At 49.7% G+C, this 15,270-nt stretch carries 14 protein-coding genes; 11 read left to right on the forward strand and 3 right to left on the reverse strand.

The features are described 5' to 3' along the window. Positions 1-113 precede the first annotated feature (113 nt). The 11 genes from rpsA (at position 114) to ATH90_RS08650 (ending at position 12,059) form a co-directional block, all read left to right on the forward strand. Positions 114-1,808, forward strand: a complete 1,695-nt coding sequence (rpsA, locus tag ATH90_RS08600) for a 30S ribosomal protein S1 (RefSeq protein WP_034102645.1) — start codon at positions 114-116, stop codon at positions 1,806-1,808. A gap of 161 nt (positions 1,809-1,969) precedes the next feature. Beyond that, entirely contained in the window at positions 1,970-2,254 is a 285-nt protein-coding gene (locus ATH90_RS08605) for a hypothetical protein (RefSeq protein WP_098466071.1), read from the forward strand. 132 nt (positions 2,255-2,386) lie between these two features. Beyond that, positions 2,387-2,683, forward strand: a complete 297-nt coding sequence (gene ihfB, locus ATH90_RS08610) for an integration host factor subunit beta (RefSeq protein WP_003369729.1) — start codon at positions 2,387-2,389, stop codon at positions 2,681-2,683. Between the two features lie 24 nt (positions 2,684-2,707). Next, positions 2,708-2,938: a lipopolysaccharide assembly protein LapA domain-containing protein gene (locus ATH90_RS08615; RefSeq protein WP_098466072.1), complete on the forward strand. Its 231-nt coding sequence runs from the start codon at positions 2,708-2,710 to the stop codon at positions 2,936-2,938. A gap of 336 nt (positions 2,939-3,274) precedes the next feature. Beyond that, positions 3,275-4,309 (forward strand): polysaccharide biosynthesis protein, encoded by a 1,035-nt coding sequence (locus ATH90_RS08620; protein WP_098466073.1) that lies wholly within the window; start codon positions 3,275-3,277, stop codon positions 4,307-4,309. A 3-nt stretch (positions 4,310-4,312) separates the two neighbouring features. Then, positions 4,313-5,431, forward strand: a complete 1,119-nt coding sequence (wbjC, locus tag ATH90_RS08625) for a UDP-2-acetamido-2,6-beta-L-arabino-hexul-4-ose reductase (protein ID WP_098466074.1) — start codon at positions 4,313-4,315, stop codon at positions 5,429-5,431. 56 nt (positions 5,432-5,487) lie between these two features. Beyond that, positions 5,488-6,618 (forward strand): non-hydrolyzing UDP-N-acetylglucosamine 2-epimerase, encoded by a 1,131-nt coding sequence (gene wecB / locus ATH90_RS08630; protein ID WP_098466075.1) that lies wholly within the window; start codon positions 5,488-5,490, stop codon positions 6,616-6,618. A gap of 69 nt (positions 6,619-6,687) precedes the next feature. Next, a complete protein-coding gene (locus ATH90_RS08635) occupies positions 6,688-7,887 on the forward strand; it encodes a glycosyltransferase family 4 protein (protein WP_098467657.1) in 1,200 nt (399 codons plus the stop codon). Beyond that, positions 7,884-8,846: a UDP-glucose 4-epimerase family protein gene (locus ATH90_RS08640; protein ID WP_098466076.1), complete on the forward strand. Its 963-nt coding sequence runs from the start codon at positions 7,884-7,886 to the stop codon at positions 8,844-8,846. Before ATH90_RS08635 ends, ATH90_RS08640 begins: the two co-directional genes overlap by 4 nt. Before the next feature lie 111 nt (positions 8,847-8,957). Continuing rightward, a complete protein-coding gene (locus ATH90_RS08645; RefSeq protein WP_098466077.1) occupies positions 8,958-9,974 on the forward strand; it encodes an MraY family glycosyltransferase in 1,017 nt (338 codons plus the stop codon). Between the two features lie 90 nt (positions 9,975-10,064). Further along, entirely contained in the window at positions 10,065-12,059 is a 1,995-nt protein-coding gene (locus ATH90_RS08650) for a polysaccharide biosynthesis protein (RefSeq protein ID WP_098466078.1), read from the forward strand. A gap of 64 nt (positions 12,060-12,123) precedes the next feature. On the opposite strand, the gene ATH90_RS29875 is transcribed toward ATH90_RS08650, so the two are convergent. From ATH90_RS29875 to ATH90_RS08665, 3 genes are read right to left on the reverse strand one after another with little or no spacing between them, the layout of a single operon-like run. Continuing rightward, positions 12,124-13,245, reverse strand: a complete 1,122-nt coding sequence (locus ATH90_RS29875; RefSeq protein ID WP_170041111.1) for an EpsG family protein — start codon at positions 13,243-13,245, stop codon at positions 12,124-12,126. Position 13,246: 1 nt separating this feature from the next. Then, positions 13,247-14,464 (reverse strand): glycosyltransferase family protein, encoded by a 1,218-nt coding sequence (locus ATH90_RS08660; protein WP_098466080.1) that lies wholly within the window; start codon positions 14,462-14,464, stop codon positions 13,247-13,249. Next, positions 14,457-15,254, reverse strand: coding sequence for a glycosyltransferase family protein (locus tag ATH90_RS08665; protein ID WP_098466081.1), 798 nt, complete (start codon positions 15,252-15,254; stop codon positions 14,457-14,459). Before ATH90_RS08665 ends, ATH90_RS08660 begins: the two co-directional genes overlap by 8 nt. Positions 15,255-15,270 lie beyond the last annotated feature (16 nt).

The raw sequence follows: 15,270 nt of genomic DNA on the forward strand, positions 1-15,270 counted from the left end.
AGGCCGCAGGGGACCAGTCATAGTCCTGTGGTGCTTCTTTTAATTGAAACTGACCCATACCGTCTGGGGTGTGGAGATGGGCGTATTCTTCGCCCTTATCAACAGGAATTAAAATGAGCGAAAGCTTTGCGGAACTCTTTGAAGAAAGCCTAAAAACCCTGAACCTTCAGGCAGGCTCCATCATCACCGGTGTTATCGTTGATATCGATTACCAAGCTCGCTGGGTAACCGTTCACGCTGGTCTGAAGTCTGAAGCTCTGATCCCGCTGGAACAGTTCTACAACGATGCTGGTGACCTGACTATCAATGTCGGTGACGAAGTTCACGTTGCTCTGGACTCGGTTGAAGACGGTTTCGGTGAAACCAAGCTGTCCCGTGAAAAAGCCAAGCGCGCTGAATGCTGGATTGTTCTCGAAGCAGCCTTCGCAGCTGAAGAAGTGGTCAAGGGCGTTATCAACGGTAAGGTTAAAGGCGGCTTCACTGTCGACGTTAACGGCATCCGTGCGTTCCTGCCAGGTTCTTTGGTCGACGTTCGTCCAGTGCGCGACACCACGCACCTGGAAGGCAAAGAACTCGAATTCAAGGTCATCAAGCTCGACCAGAAACGCAACAACGTTGTCGTTTCCCGTCGCAGCGTCCTGGAAGCAGAGAACTCCGCCGAGCGTGAAGCTCTGCTGGAATCCCTGCAGGAAGGCCAACAAGTCAAAGGTATCGTCAAAAACCTCACCGACTACGGCGCATTCGTCGACCTGGGTGGCGTGGATGGCCTGCTGCACATTACCGACATGGCTTGGAAGCGTATCAAGCATCCTTCCGAAATCGTCAACGTTGGCGACGAGATCGATGTCAAGGTTCTGAAATACGATCGCGAGCGCAACCGTGTTTCCCTGGGCCTGAAGCAACTGGGTGAAGATCCATGGGTTGCTATCAAAGCGCGTTATCCAGAAAGCACTCGCGTGACCGCGCGTGTTACCAACCTGACCGACTACGGCTGCTTCGCTGAGCTGGAAGAAGGCGTGGAAGGCCTGGTACACGTTTCCGAAATGGACTGGACCAACAAGAACATCCACCCTTCGAAAGTCGTACAAGTCGGCGACGAAGTGGAAGTTATGGTTCTGGACATCGACGAAGAGCGTCGTCGTATCTCCCTGGGCATCAAGCAGTGCAAATCTAACCCATGGGAAGATTTCTCTGGCCAGTTCAACAAGGGCGATAAAATCTCCGGCACCATCAAGTCGATCACCGATTTCGGTATCTTCATTGGTCTGGACGGCGGCATCGACGGCCTGGTTCACCTGTCCGACATCTCCTGGAACGAAGTGGGCGAAGAAGCTGTTCGTCGTTTCAAGAAGGGCGACGAGCTGGACACCGTTATCCTGTCGGTTGACCCAGAGCGTGAGCGTATCTCCCTGGGCATCAAGCAACTGGAAAGCGACCCGTTCTCTGAATACGTTCAGGACAACGACAAAGGCGCAATCGTTAAGGGCACTGTGAAAGAAGTTGACGCTAAAGGCGCCATCATCACTCTGGCCGACGATATCGAAGCGACTCTGAAAGCCTCCGAAATCAGCCGTGACCGCGTTGAAGACGCGCGCAACGTTCTGAAAGAAGGCCAGGAAGTAGAAGCCAAGATCATCAGCGTTGACCGCAAGAGCCGCGTAATCCAGCTCTCCATCAAGTCGAAAGACGATGCTGAAGAGAAAGAAGCAATCCAGAGCCTGCGCGACAAGCCAGCTACCTCTGAAATTGCTGCTGGTCCTACCACTCTGGGTGACCTGCTGCGTGCACAAATGGAAAAACAGAACTAAGTTCTGTCAGACCATAGAAAAAGGGCGACTTCGGTCGCCCTTTTTTGTGCCTGAAATTTATTGAATCAACAACCGAGAACCGGGGCGTATAGCTCACTGTCAGAACTGACTATAGTCTTAACAAAAACGCGTTCAGCGTGGTTGCTTCAATAAGGATATGAATGAACAGACTTATCGTAATAATCGCAGTGCTCATGCTCGCGGGCTGCTCTGCCACCAGTGCCAAGACCCACGCCAAGCGCGGCGTCAGCGGCATTGAGGTCGATTGCTCAGGGCTGGGTAACAAGTGGGAGAAGTGCGAGAAGCGAGCGGCCCGCGAATGCAAGATGCAGGGCTACAAGGTCATCACCCGATCCAGCGACGCCAAGGATGAGGAGGGTGACTATCCTTTCGGCTGGAACCCCGCCGGCGCGGTAACGCGAACCATGCTGGTGATCTGTAATTGACGATGGAATCGACCTATAGCGGGTTGTCATCTATCCTGCAGATAAGTTGTCGAGCGGGCTGTTCAAATTCATCAAGTCATGCTAAAACCTTCGAAGCGCTTTTCCTAGCTGCTTGAAAAAGAAGGGAAAAATATGACGAAGTCGGAGTTGATCGAACGAATTGTCACCCATCAAGGGCTGCTCTCATCCAAGGATGTGGAGCTGGCTATCAAGACCATGCTCGAGCAAATGTCCCAGTGCCTGGCGACCGGGGATCGGATTGAGATCCGTGGGTTTGGCAGCTTCTCGCTGCACTACCGCGCACCGCGAGTGGGGCGCAACCCTAAGACTGGGCAGTCGGTGAGTCTGGATGGGAAGTTTGTGCCTCATTTCAAGCCGGGGAAGGAACTGCGGGATCGGGTGAATGAGGATGAGGAAGAGGGGCTTTGATTCGATTTTGCCTCGGAGAAGATCATGCTTAGATTCAAGCGCGTTTTACTGGCAGTGTTCGTCCTATTATTGGCTCTGGTTGTATTGGCCTTTGTACTGGAGAACCAACAAGCTGCGTCATTATCTTTTCTTGGCTGGACCACGGCTGAGCTTCCAGTTTCAGTTTTCGTGACACTGGGTCTAATCGTTGGATTGGCTGTCGGGCCTGCATTGAGCCTGCTACTCGGGCGCAAACGTTCGGGTTTGAAGAACTAGCCGTTGCAAAGAGCTGCCGGCTCTTTCCTGTATTGTCTGTGAGATTCAGATATCAGTCGCCACGTGGAAGGCGGCTGAAAGTCGCGCATACGTGATCGCTTTTGACTTTGAGGGTGCAGGGCTTAAAATAGTGGTCAATTTCAACCCCTTCATCTTTAACTGCACCACACAACGCTGATTTTTCAGCCTGCATGCCATCAAGCTTCGACGTTTTCCTTGAGTCTCTTGACCTCCGAGCCATTGCCGGGGACGAGTAGGTTATGTTGGTCAGCAGGTTTTGAGGTGAGTGGCCGGCTAAAAGCTTGTCGTGCTGTGCGGGTTGCTCTAGGACCTATTATGTTTAGCGGAAAAACGCTTCTTATCACTGGCGGTACCGGCTCTTTCGGTAATGCGGTTCTTAAACGCTTCCTCGACAGTGACATTGCTGAAATTCGCATCTTCAGCCGAGATGAGAAGAAGCAAGATGATATGCGCAAGCGTTACGCCAATCCCAAGCTGAAATTCTATATTGGCGATGTGCGCGACTATCAAAGTGTCCTTAACGCTACCCGCGGTGTTGACTATATTTTTCACGCCGCAGCGCTCAAGCAGGTTCCTTCCTGTGAGTTTCACCCGATGGAAGCGGTCAAGACCAATATCATCGGCACTGAGAATGTGCTCGAAGCCGCCATTCAGAACACCGTTAAACGTGTTGTATGCCTTAGCACCGACAAGGCGGTCTACCCTATCAATGCCATGGGGATATCCAAGGCGATGATGGAAAAGGTGATGGTTGCCAAGTCCCGCAATGTGGATGACGAAAAAACCGTCATCTGCGGTACTCGCTACGGTAACGTCATGGCTTCCCGCGGTTCTGTGATTCCTTTGTTTATCGAGCAGATTCGAGCGGATCAGGCATTGACCTTGACCGACCCGAACATGACGCGTTTTATGATGACGCTCGCGGATGCCGTCGACCTGGTGTTGTATGCGTTCGAGCATGGTCGCAATGGCGATCTCTTCGTGCAGAAAGCGCCGGCTGCTACGGTCGAGACCCTCGCCAAGGCACTCACCGCAATGGTTGGCAAACCTGAGCATCCGATACAGGTCATCGGAACTCGACACGGTGAGAAGTTGTTTGAAGCACTCCTCAGTCGTGAAGAGATGGCGTGCGCCGAAGACAAGGGTGACTACTATCGTGTTCCTCCAGATTTGCGCGATCTGAACTACTCCAAGTTCGTGGAGTTGGGCGAAGAAAAAATCTCTCGAACTGAAGACTACAATTCCCATAACACCGAAAGGTTGGATGTGGCTGGCATGCAGCGTCTCTTGCTCAAGCTCGATTTCATGCAGGCTATCCAGCGTGGCGAACATGCTACGCCGGAGGAGTGAGTCATGAAGGTATTGATCACGGGGGCAAACGGTTTTGTCGGCAAAAACCTGGTTGCGCACCTGAGTGAGCGAAAGGATATAGAGGTTGTGCCCTTTACCCGGGAAAACACCCTCGCCCAATTGCCTTCAATGGTGGCCGATACTGACTTTGTTTTTCACTTGGCCGGGGTCAATCGACCGCAGTCTCAGGACGAATTCAAGGTTGGCAACACGGACCTGACATCCGCGCTTTGTGACGCCATCAAGGCGAGTGGCAAGCCTATACCCGTGTTATATACCTCCTCGATTCAGGCCGAGCGCGACAATCCCTATGGAGTCAGCAAGCGAGCTGCCGAGCAGCTATTGGAAGACTTGCACTTTAGTCACGGCTCCACGGTTCACGTACTGCGCTTGCCGAATGTGTTCGGAAAGTGGGCACGGCCTGATTACAACTCCGCTGTAGCGACTTTTTGCCACAACATCACGCGGGGATTACCGATTCAGATTAATGATCGACAAGCTGAAGTCAGCCTGGTCTACATCGATGATGTCATCGATTCTTTTATTGTGGCGATGGATGCTGGAGCCTCCATCGACGCGGTCAACGAAGTTAGCCCCGTGTACCGAGTGACGGTGGGGGAATTGGCGGATCAATTGCACGCATTCCACGAGAGTCGTGCCACGCTGATCAGTGAGCCCGTAGGTGCTGGACTGGTGCGTGCGCTGTATTCGACTTACGTGAGTTACTTACCTGTCGAGCAGTTCACCTATGAGGTTCCAAAGTATGGCGATCCGCGCGGCGTATTTGTCGAAATGCTGAAGACCAAGGACAGTGGGCAGTTTTCTTATTTCACTGCTCATCCTGGGATCACGCGCGGTGGACATTACCATCACAGTAAAACCGAGAAGTTCCTGGTCATCAAAGGCAATGCCTGCTTCCGCTTCCGCCATATTGTGTCGGGTGAATTCTATGAGTTGTTCACCCAGGGCGAGCAACCTCGCATAGTGGAAACAGTTCCAGGCTGGACTCACGATATTACGAACGTCGGTGATGATGAGATGATTGTTATGCTGTGGGCTAACGAAATTTTTGATCGTGAACGTCCGGATACTTTTGCGTTACCGGTTGGGACTCACGCCTGAGCCTAATGCAAGCCGGGGCAAATCCCTACGCTTATGATTCTGGAAAGAGTGTTGAAATGAAAAAGTTGAAAGTGGTCACCGTCGTAGGCACTCGTCCGGAAATTATCCGTTTGTCACGGGTCATGGCAGCGCTGGACAAGCATTGTGAGCATGTCCTGGTGCATACCGGACAGAATTACGATTACGAGCTGAACGAGATCTTCTTTCTGGATCTCGGCATCCGCAAGCCCGATCATTTCCTCAATGCAGCAGGTGCCAGCGGGGCGCAAACCATCGGTAATGTGATCATCGCTGTGGATCGCGTACTTGAACAAGAAGCGCCAGAGGCATTGCTGGTACTGGGTGATACCAACAGTTGCATGGCAGTCATTCCGGCCAAGCGTCGCAAGATCCCTACCTTCCATATGGAAGCTGGTAACCGCTGCTTTGATATGCGCGTGCCGGAAGAAATCAATCGCCGCATTGTCGACCATACGGCAGACATCAATCTCACCTACAGCACTATCGCGCGTGATTACCTTTTGCGTGAAGGCTTGCTGCCTGACATGGTCATTAAGACCGGTAGCCCGATGTTTGAGGTGCTCAATTACTACCGTGAGGGGATTGAGGCTTCAGACGTAGTAGCGCGTCTCGGTTTGGAAGCGGGCAAGTTCTTCGTCGTCAGCGCTCACCGTGAAGAGAATATCGACTCTGACAAGAACTTCCTCAAACTCGTCGAAGTATTGAATACCGTTGCTGCCCACTACGATCTCCCGGTAATCGTGACAACGCATCCGCGCACCCAGAAGCGTGTAGATGCAATGGGCGTGACGTTTCACAAAAATGTGCAGCTGCTCAAGCCCCTGGGTTTCAAGGATTATAACAAGCTTCAGTTGACTTCTAAGGCCGTGCTGTCCGATAGCGGGACAATCAATGAGGAGTCGTCCATCCTTAACTTTCCTGCGCTGAATATGCGTGAAGCGCATGAGCGTCCGGAAGGTATGGAAGAGGCTGCAGTGATGATGGTCGGCCTGGAAGTCGAACGTGTCATGCAAGGCCTTGAACTGCTGGAATGCCAGGCGGTTGGTGAAGAACGTACACTGCGACTTGTCACGGATTACAGCATGCCGAATGTAGCCGAGAAAGTTGTGAGGATCATCCACAGCTATCGCGATTACGTCATGCGCAATGTATGGAAGCAATACTGATTGAATAGCATCGCCCAGGAAAAACCGCTCAAGATTCTGGTAGTTACCCAGTATTTTTGGCCAGAGAACATGCGTATCAACAACATGGTCGAAGGCTTTGTCGCCAAAGGCCACGAAGTGACTGTGTTGACGGGATTGCCCAACTACCCGGAAGGGCAGGTGTATGCAGACTTTTTACAGGATCCCGCACGTTTCTCACATTATCAGGGCGCAAACGTCATCCGCGTTCCGATGTTGGCAAGGGGCAAGCGCAGCATAACGCTGGGTTTGAATTACCTTTCATTTTTTACCAGCGCATCGACGATCGGCAGCTACAAGTTACGTGGTCAGTCGTTCGATTCGATCTTTGTCTACGCCGTGTCCCCGATCATGGCCGCGATCCCTGCGATCGTGATTGGCCGTTTAAAAAAAGCGCCAGTGTTTGTTTGGGTCCTTGATTTGTGGCCTGAAACCCTGAGTGCAGTCGGGATTATCAAGCATCCGAAACTGCTTGGACTCGTAGGAAAAATGGTTTCCTGGATCTATAACCGGACCGACTATCTGCTGTTGCAATCACGCTCTTTTGACGAGAATGTCAGAAAGTACTGTACCCGTTCAATATCAAGCGACCGGCTGGTGTACTTTCCCAGCTGGGCTGAAGATGACTTTTCCGGTGATGTGAGTGGCGCTTCTGATCTGCTCCAAAGCGACGATTCAGTCTTTACTATAGTGTTCGCCGGCAACCTGGGGGAGGCTCAGGATTTTCCAGCGATCCTGCAAGCAGCCAAGACGCTTGAGCCAGACTTGCCCGTGCGCTGGGTGATCGTCGGCGATGGTCGGGCCAGTGATTGGTTGAAGGCGCATGTAACGGAACATCAGTTGGACAACGTCTTTTTGTTGGGACGGCATCCCCTGGAAAAGATGCCGGCACTCTTCGCCGTTGCTGACGCCTTGCTGGTTTCGCTCAAGACCAATGAAGTATTCGAAAAGACCATTCCAGGTAAGGTTCAGGCTTATCTGGCATCGGGCAAGCCGATTATCGCGATGATTGATGGTGAAGCTGCCAGAGTTGTCGTTGAGTCAGGGGCCGGCATGGCATGTGGCTCTGGCGATGCATCGGGACTGGCAGACATCGTGCGTACGATGGGAAGTTTGTCGGCGCCAGAACTCGAAAAAATGGGGCGCTCGGGTCGCGACTATTATCTTGAACATTTTTCCAAAGTGACCTTGTTTGATCGCCTTGAGGCGCTGTTCAGAAGGGCCACCCTGAGGCACAGAGATCGTCGATGAAAAAAGTATTATTGACTGGCGCTTCAGGCTTTGTCGGGCGGGCGGTACTGGATAGGCTGAGACAGGATTCTCAGTTTGAATCCGTGATTGCAGTGCGTAAGGCATGGCTTGAGGTACCAGAAAAAGTACGGCTGGTTGAGGTCAGTTCAATCGACGCGTTTACCGACTGGAAAGAGGCTGTAGCCGGATGTGCGGTCGTCATTCACTGCGCGGCGCGTGTGCACGTGATGAGCGATACCAGCGCAGATCCATTGGCCGAGTTTCGCAAAGTCAATGTTGAAGGTACGTTGCGGCTCGCCAGGCAGGCCGCTGAGGCTGGGGTAAAACGGTTTGTATTCGTCAGCTCCATCAAGGTCAATGGCGAGGCCACAGCCCTAGGTGCGCCCTATACGGCTGACGCAGAGCCTGCCCCAGCAGATCCCTACGGCATTTCCAAAATGGAGGCCGAACAGGCTTTACGGCTGTTAGCCGCTCAGACGGGTATGGACGTTGTTATTATTCGGCCAACACTGGTCTACGGACCAGGAGTGAAAGCCAATTTTCTCAGTATGATGCGCTGGTTGGATAAAGGCGTTCCTTTGCCATTTGGCGCCATTCATAACCAGCGTAGTTTTGTTGCCTTGGATAACCTTGTAGACCTCATTGTGACATGTGTGGAACATCCATCGGCTGCGAACGAGACTTTCTTGGTGAGTGACGGTGAGGATCTTTCAACCACTCAATTGCTGCGAAGAATGGCCACGGCATTAGGGGTCCCTGCTCGCTTGCTACCTTTTCCGGCATGGTTGTTGGAGTCTGGCGCATCGCTGCTGGGTCGCAAAGCGTTATCCCAGCGCCTATGTGGTTCACTACAGGTAGATATTAGTAAAACTCAAAAACTTTTGGGTTGGATACCCCCTGTTAATGTTGATCAAGCTCTCTCGCAGGTCGCCCAGCACTTTATTGGCTTTAAAAAGTGACAACTTGCCGGAGGTGCTCAGGTACTCGTCGAGTACTTTATCAGCTTGAACTGGCACATTGATGGTTGCTAGGTCTTACTGACTGCATTCTATTTCAGGATCTGAATTTAAATGACCATCTTTTTGGTGTTCGCAGCTGTGCTTGTAGTATCGCTACTTTCGACTCGGGTACTACGCAGATATGCGTTGGCTCAGAGTCTGATGGACATACCCAATGGCCGCAGTTCGCACTCTGTGCCTACTCCACGTGGCGGTGGCCTAGCTATAGTGTTGACGTATCTGGCAGCGTTGGGGTTTATGGCATCCGCCGGACTGATCAGTGGAATCGCCACATGGCCTGTGCTGGGTAGCGGAGCATTGATCGCCTTGGTTGGTTTTCTAGATGATCACGGGCATATCGCTGCGCGCTGGCGCTTGTTGGCACATTTTTGCGCGGCTGCGTGGGCACTTTTGTGGATAGGAGGTCTACCTACCCTCCCTCTGGCGGGATATGAAGTGAGTCTCGGTTGGCTCGGGCATTTACTCGCGGCCATGTACCTTGTCTGGGTTCTGAATCTCTATAACTTCATGGATGGAATCGATGGGATAGCCAGTATTGAGGCGGTATGTGTCTGTCTTGGGGCTAGCCTAGTGTATTGGCTAACTGGCCATAATGAGCTCATCTTGGCACCTATACTGCTGGCGAGCGCAGTGCTAGGTTTCCTGTATTGGAATTTTCCACCTGCGCGTATTTTTATGGGGGATGCAGGAAGCGGTTTTCTTGGGATCGTAATCGGCGTGCTTTCTCTGCAGGCAGCTTGGGTTGCCGGTGAGTTACTTTGGGTGTGGCTCATTTTACTCGGTGTATTTATCGTTGACGCAACCTTTACCCTCGGACGGCGCCTGTTGCGCGGAGACAAGGTCTATGAAGCGCATCGCAGTCACGCCTATCAGTACGCATCTCGGAAGGCCGGACGCCATATGCCTGTCACTCTGGGTGTGATGGCAATCAACATTTTTTGGTTAATTCCAATTGGTATCTGCGTCGGATTGGGTTTTGATGGTTTGTTTGGCGTGGTCTTGGCTTATGTTCCGCTGGTATTACTGGCTGTAAAATTTCACGCAGGTGAGTTAGAGAAAACGAAATAATAAGTTGACGTTTTTTGAAAATGATGTGGTAAATATAGGTGATGGCCGCGTTTAGCTGCGGTACTAAGGACCGAGGTATAAATAGGGTTTATGGATAGTTTACGCACGCGTTTGTTGGGTTTGCCGCGTAGGCAAAAACGCTTCTTGCAAGTCGTCACTGACATTGTGCTTGTCTGGGTAGCGCTCTGGCTGGCGTTTGTCGTTCGACTGGGTTTTGATGATCTTAACAATCCGTTTGTAGTCCATGTGTGGCTGTTCCTTAGTGCGCCAGTGATCGCTATACCTCTGTTCATCAATTTTGGTATGTATCGCGCTGTTATGCGGTATTTCGGTAATGACGCACTGATTGCGATCATCAAGGCTGTTAGTCTTTCAGCCCTATTATTAGCTTTGGTAGTTTACCTTTACAGTAACCACCAAACAGTTGTTCCCCGTTCTATCGTATTCAACTACTGGTGGCTGAGCCTGGTCATCATTGGTGGCCTGCGTTTGGGTATGCGTCAATACTTTCTTGGAGATTGGTTTGCGGCTGCCCAGCATGTTCCCTTCACAAATCGAGACGATGGGTTACCAAAAGTCGTCATCTATGGCGCTGGTGCAGCGGGGAATCAACTGGTTGCTGCCTTGCGCCTTGGTAAGCAGATGCGCCCAGTGGCTTTCATTGATGATGACTGTAGCATTGCGGATCGCGTCATCTCCGGTCTACAGGTTTATAAACCAAAACATATCCAGCGCATGATTAACGAAACCGGCGCGGAACAGCTGTTACTCGCGATTCCTTCCTCCTCACGTGCTCGGCGCAGGGAGATACTTGGCTACCTAGAAGGATATCCGCTGCATGTACGCAGCGTTCCAGGGTTTATGGACTTGGCGAGCGGCCGGGTCAAAGTCGACGATATTCAGGAGGTTGATGTCGCCGACCTGCTGGGTCGAGATGCCGTGCCGGCGCAGGATGAGCTCCTAGAACGATGCATCAAGAGCCGCGTCGTGCTCGTGACCGGCGCGGGTGGTTCGATTGGTTCAGAACTCTGCCGTCAGATACTAACACTACAGCCCACCCATCTTTTGCTTTTTGACCATGGTGAATACAACCTCTACTGCGTCTTGTCAGAACTCGAGCAGCGTATTGAGTCAGATGCATTGAGTGTAAAACTACTGCCTATCCTTGGTTCGGTACGGTATCAGGATAGGTTGTTGGAGGTCATGAAGACTTGGTCCGTTGATACTGTGTACCACGCAGCTGCGTATAAACATGTTCCTATGGTGGAGCACAATATCGCCGAAGGTATTCTCAATAATGTGATAGGCACTCTCAATACTGCGCAGGCAGCTGTTCAGGCTGGGGTGGAGAACTTCGTACTTATTTCAACTGATAAGGCTGTGCGACCGACCAATGTGATGGGCAGTACCAAACGGCTTGCAGAGTTAGTACTACAAGGTTTGAGCAGAGAACTAGCTCCGGTTCTATTTGGTGATACATCGAATGTCTCGCACGTAAATAAAACACGCTTTACGATGGTTCGTTTTGGCAATGTGCTTGGGTCTTCAGGGTCGGTCATCCCCTTGTTCCACAAACAGATCCAGGCAGGGGGGCCTTTGACAGTGACCCATCCGAAAATCACACGTTATTTCATGACCATTCCTGAAGCAGCCCAGTTGGTCATTCAAGCTGGTTCGATGGGACAGGGTGGAGACGTTTTCGTGCTCGACATGGGCGAGCCCGTGAAAATTGTTGAGCTTGCTGAAAAGATGATTCATCTTTCTGGATTGAGTATCCGTTCGGATAAGAATCCGCATGGGGATATTCTGATAAATTTCAGTGGACTGCGTCCGGGTGAGAAGCTATATGAAGAACTGTTGATTGGCGATAATGTAGCCTCTACCAGTCACCCGATGATCATGCGTGCCAGTGAGGAGTTTCTGGGATGGGAGATTCTCAAGGTGAGGTTGCAGAATTTATTGGATGCCGTTGAAAAAGGCGATTACGCGCTCGTAAGACAGTTGTTGAAGGAGACTGTGAGTGGTTACAGCCCCGAAGGTGATATCGTCGACTGGATGCACATTCAGCGCCACCGCGAAGTTTAGGATTGAAATCCTGCGCCGGGCTTAGTTGGCGGGATTGACATCTTCTAGCTGGCTTGGCGGGCTTTTAAAGTATAGTCCTGTACGGTGACATTGCTTCTTGTGCAGCATATAAAGATACTACAAATGACACTGCTGCTATTACCAGATGTAGAAAGAATATAATCCGATACCTTCCTGTGCTCGAATAGTAAAAAGATGAAAGCGCGCATGCGAATAAAACCGATGCGACATTGAAGGTGCGAGTCCACAATGCAAAGTTGTTTGGGAATAATATTATAAATGTCGCTGATAGTAGTAGCGATGTTATAGAAAGCTTCACTACGAAGTTTTCTTTTTTATTCATTGTTGCTTTGGGGGTTTTGTTTTTTTCTATGCGTTCTAACCAGCTCAGGTTAAAAGCGCAAAAGGCTATATATAATCCAAATAGGTAAGTTTTTGTACTGGATGCAAAATCCCATACCGCATATTCCATCAGTTTCGAAGCGAACGATGAAGGAAGGATGGTCGAGAGTATTTCATAAGGATTTGAGCCAAAATGTATTGCTATGAAAATTATCAATATACTAGCGGACCATGTGTATATATATCGGTAGGTGTCGCGTACAAAAAATGAACAGAAAAAAATAAATAGATACAGTAGTGCGGAAATCTGGAAGCAGACACATAAGGCAAGCGCTAAAATCATTAGTTTCTTGTTCGAAAATTTCAGGTGTATCCATAGAGCAATAAAAAACAAACCTACAGCTATTGATTGGCGTACTGTTGAAAAGTGCATGTATATAAAATTATATGATATATAGATGGCAAAAATAAAAATTCTATTTCCAGGAAAAAAACTCGAGAGCAGATATGTGCTCAGTGCACAAAATAGTGAGGCAGTCAAAAATACAATTTCTACTCCTCCGCCGAGATATTTGATGAGGTAGTTTAATAGAAAGTAACCGAACTCAAAGGCCAGCTTATAGTTGTTACTCAAATAGGAGGTGTAAAGGCCTTGCTCGACTGAAATTGAGTCAAAGTAATCGGAATATTGTGGCCAATCCATACCCGTTTCATATCTGATGCCACCAATAATGCCTACTAGAATATAAAGTAATAGCGTCAAAGGCAGATCGCGACGGAGTGTGAAAAAGCGCAATATAGCAATATAAAAAATGATCAGATAGCCGAGCAAGTAAATAATCAATTTACAGTTTCCAAAGCTTTTTATTCAATCTGAAGCTGGATAGGTAAACGAATAGTCTTGATAAGTTCATGAATCGATTCGGGCCAATTGCATATAGTATGACCTTGAGTACTGAGTTAATTAAGTTTAATTTGCCTGCGTGAGCTTTAGCGTCTTCAAAGCCGGCAGGTTTGTATCGGCCGGTCGCTTCAAACAAGTAGTTTTTCTTGGCGAATTGGTAAACTGGACCTTTCGAGTCAAATGGATCATGACCAGATGGGAATTCATCAAGCGTGCTGGCATAAGCACGTCTCAACGTAGGTGAAATGTATTTACCATCGCTCATGTAGTCAAAGGCATAAGGTGTAGTTGCTGGTATGAATGAGAAATGTGAGAGCCGTTCTTTGTAGTAAAGGCTGACCTCTAGCAAATCCTGCCTTTTCTGGTCCCTTCCGGAAAACGCACGTTTGCTCAAAAGCTCAGGGTTCTCTTCATCAAATGAACTGAAGTGAAAGAAGACAAGTGGGAATTTCTTGTTGACGTCATACCCACCTTGGCCATCTGAGGTCAGTGTCCGTTCGTGGCTATTCCAAAAGGCAACGTTGTAACCAAGGTTGAAGGACACATGCAACGTAGGGAAGAAGCACGGGGCAATACTTACCCATTTTTGATCGGTAGAAAGTCCAAACTGAGTTTCAAAATAACAGTGCTCAAGGCAGCGTTCATTCCACCAGTGTAGAAAACGTCTGGCTTCCGACGTACTGGAAACTGCGTAGAAACCCAAGTTGAAAGAGCCAAAGCGCAGCATGCCAATATCACCTTCAACATGCGGAGTGACATAGTGTGGCGTCAGAATGATATCGTGAGTGCCGAGTTTTTCCCATATCCCATCGAGGCGGCTGAATACGCAGGTATCTGGATCCAAGAATATAATATTATCGTGTTGCTCAAGCAGCTTTAAAGTAATCCAAGGCTTAAGGCTTGTGCTGAATTCTACAATGTCATATTTGAACGCGTATTGTCGGACGTTTGCCAACCCAATTTCTTCAACCCAATAGAATTCTGCTAGGTCGGTTGGCAGATCTATTTCCACTTTGCGATCAAAAATATAAATTTTCAGCTTCGGTTGATCAAACTTAACCAGAGACTCTGCCAGCACCAGCGCTTTAGGCAGGTAAGCCAAATTGCAAACGGTGAAAATGGCTGAGCGCTCGCCGGTCCTACCTTCGTTATCAGTCACGTTTATAGATTCCTAATGTATTGATTATCCTGACAAGGATCTGGGAAGTGCAATAGAGGGTAAGCAATCTGGTGATTTTTAAAGCGAAACCGAGTTGATGACTCTTGATTGCACAAAAAATAAGTTTCAGGTTCGATGATACGGCGTCTTTTATTCTGGACCATGAATAGGCCCGCATTGAGTAACTGTGGCCAGCGATACGATAGACACTGTCGGCTTGCTCCGTGACGTGATCAAAGCCGGGTGTGGCGCCACAGACGCCTATTCGATAACCTTTATTTAACGAGTCCAGGCAGAGTTTGTAATCTACGCCGTCAACAAAATAGCTACAATCCATCCAGTCAATGGTTTTGAGTTTGTCTAGGAAGTAAAGACTGCCGCTGTTGATCACTAGGGGCACATCCCGTACCGAAGCTGCTCCATCGGCTTTGAAAGCAATCGCACTAAACGTACTATAAGAGTCGATGTTATCTATGTAGTTGTGTTCTACATATGTCAGTGTTTCGGCGCTGAACCCAGTATCTTGATCGAAAAAAAGAAGCGCCGAATGGCCCTGCTGATAGGCGTTGGCACATACTGTTGATATGCCTACACCCAGACCGAGATTTTTGCCACAGGTGAAATAGTGGATGTGCGGATGACATTCGGAAAACTCCCGCACGTTGGCTATATGAGGCGAGTTGTCGAATACATAAACTTCAAACCCGTTTACCGAAGTCAATTCGAGCCTGCGCAGTAGTTCAGCGCCGGCATGATAGACAACAATACCTACTGCAATCTTATGCGTCATGCCATACCTTTGATGT

Source organism: Pseudomonas lurida (assembly GCF_002563895.1).
Lineage (GTDB): Bacteria > Pseudomonadota > Gammaproteobacteria > Pseudomonadales > Pseudomonadaceae > Aquipseudomonas > Aquipseudomonas lurida.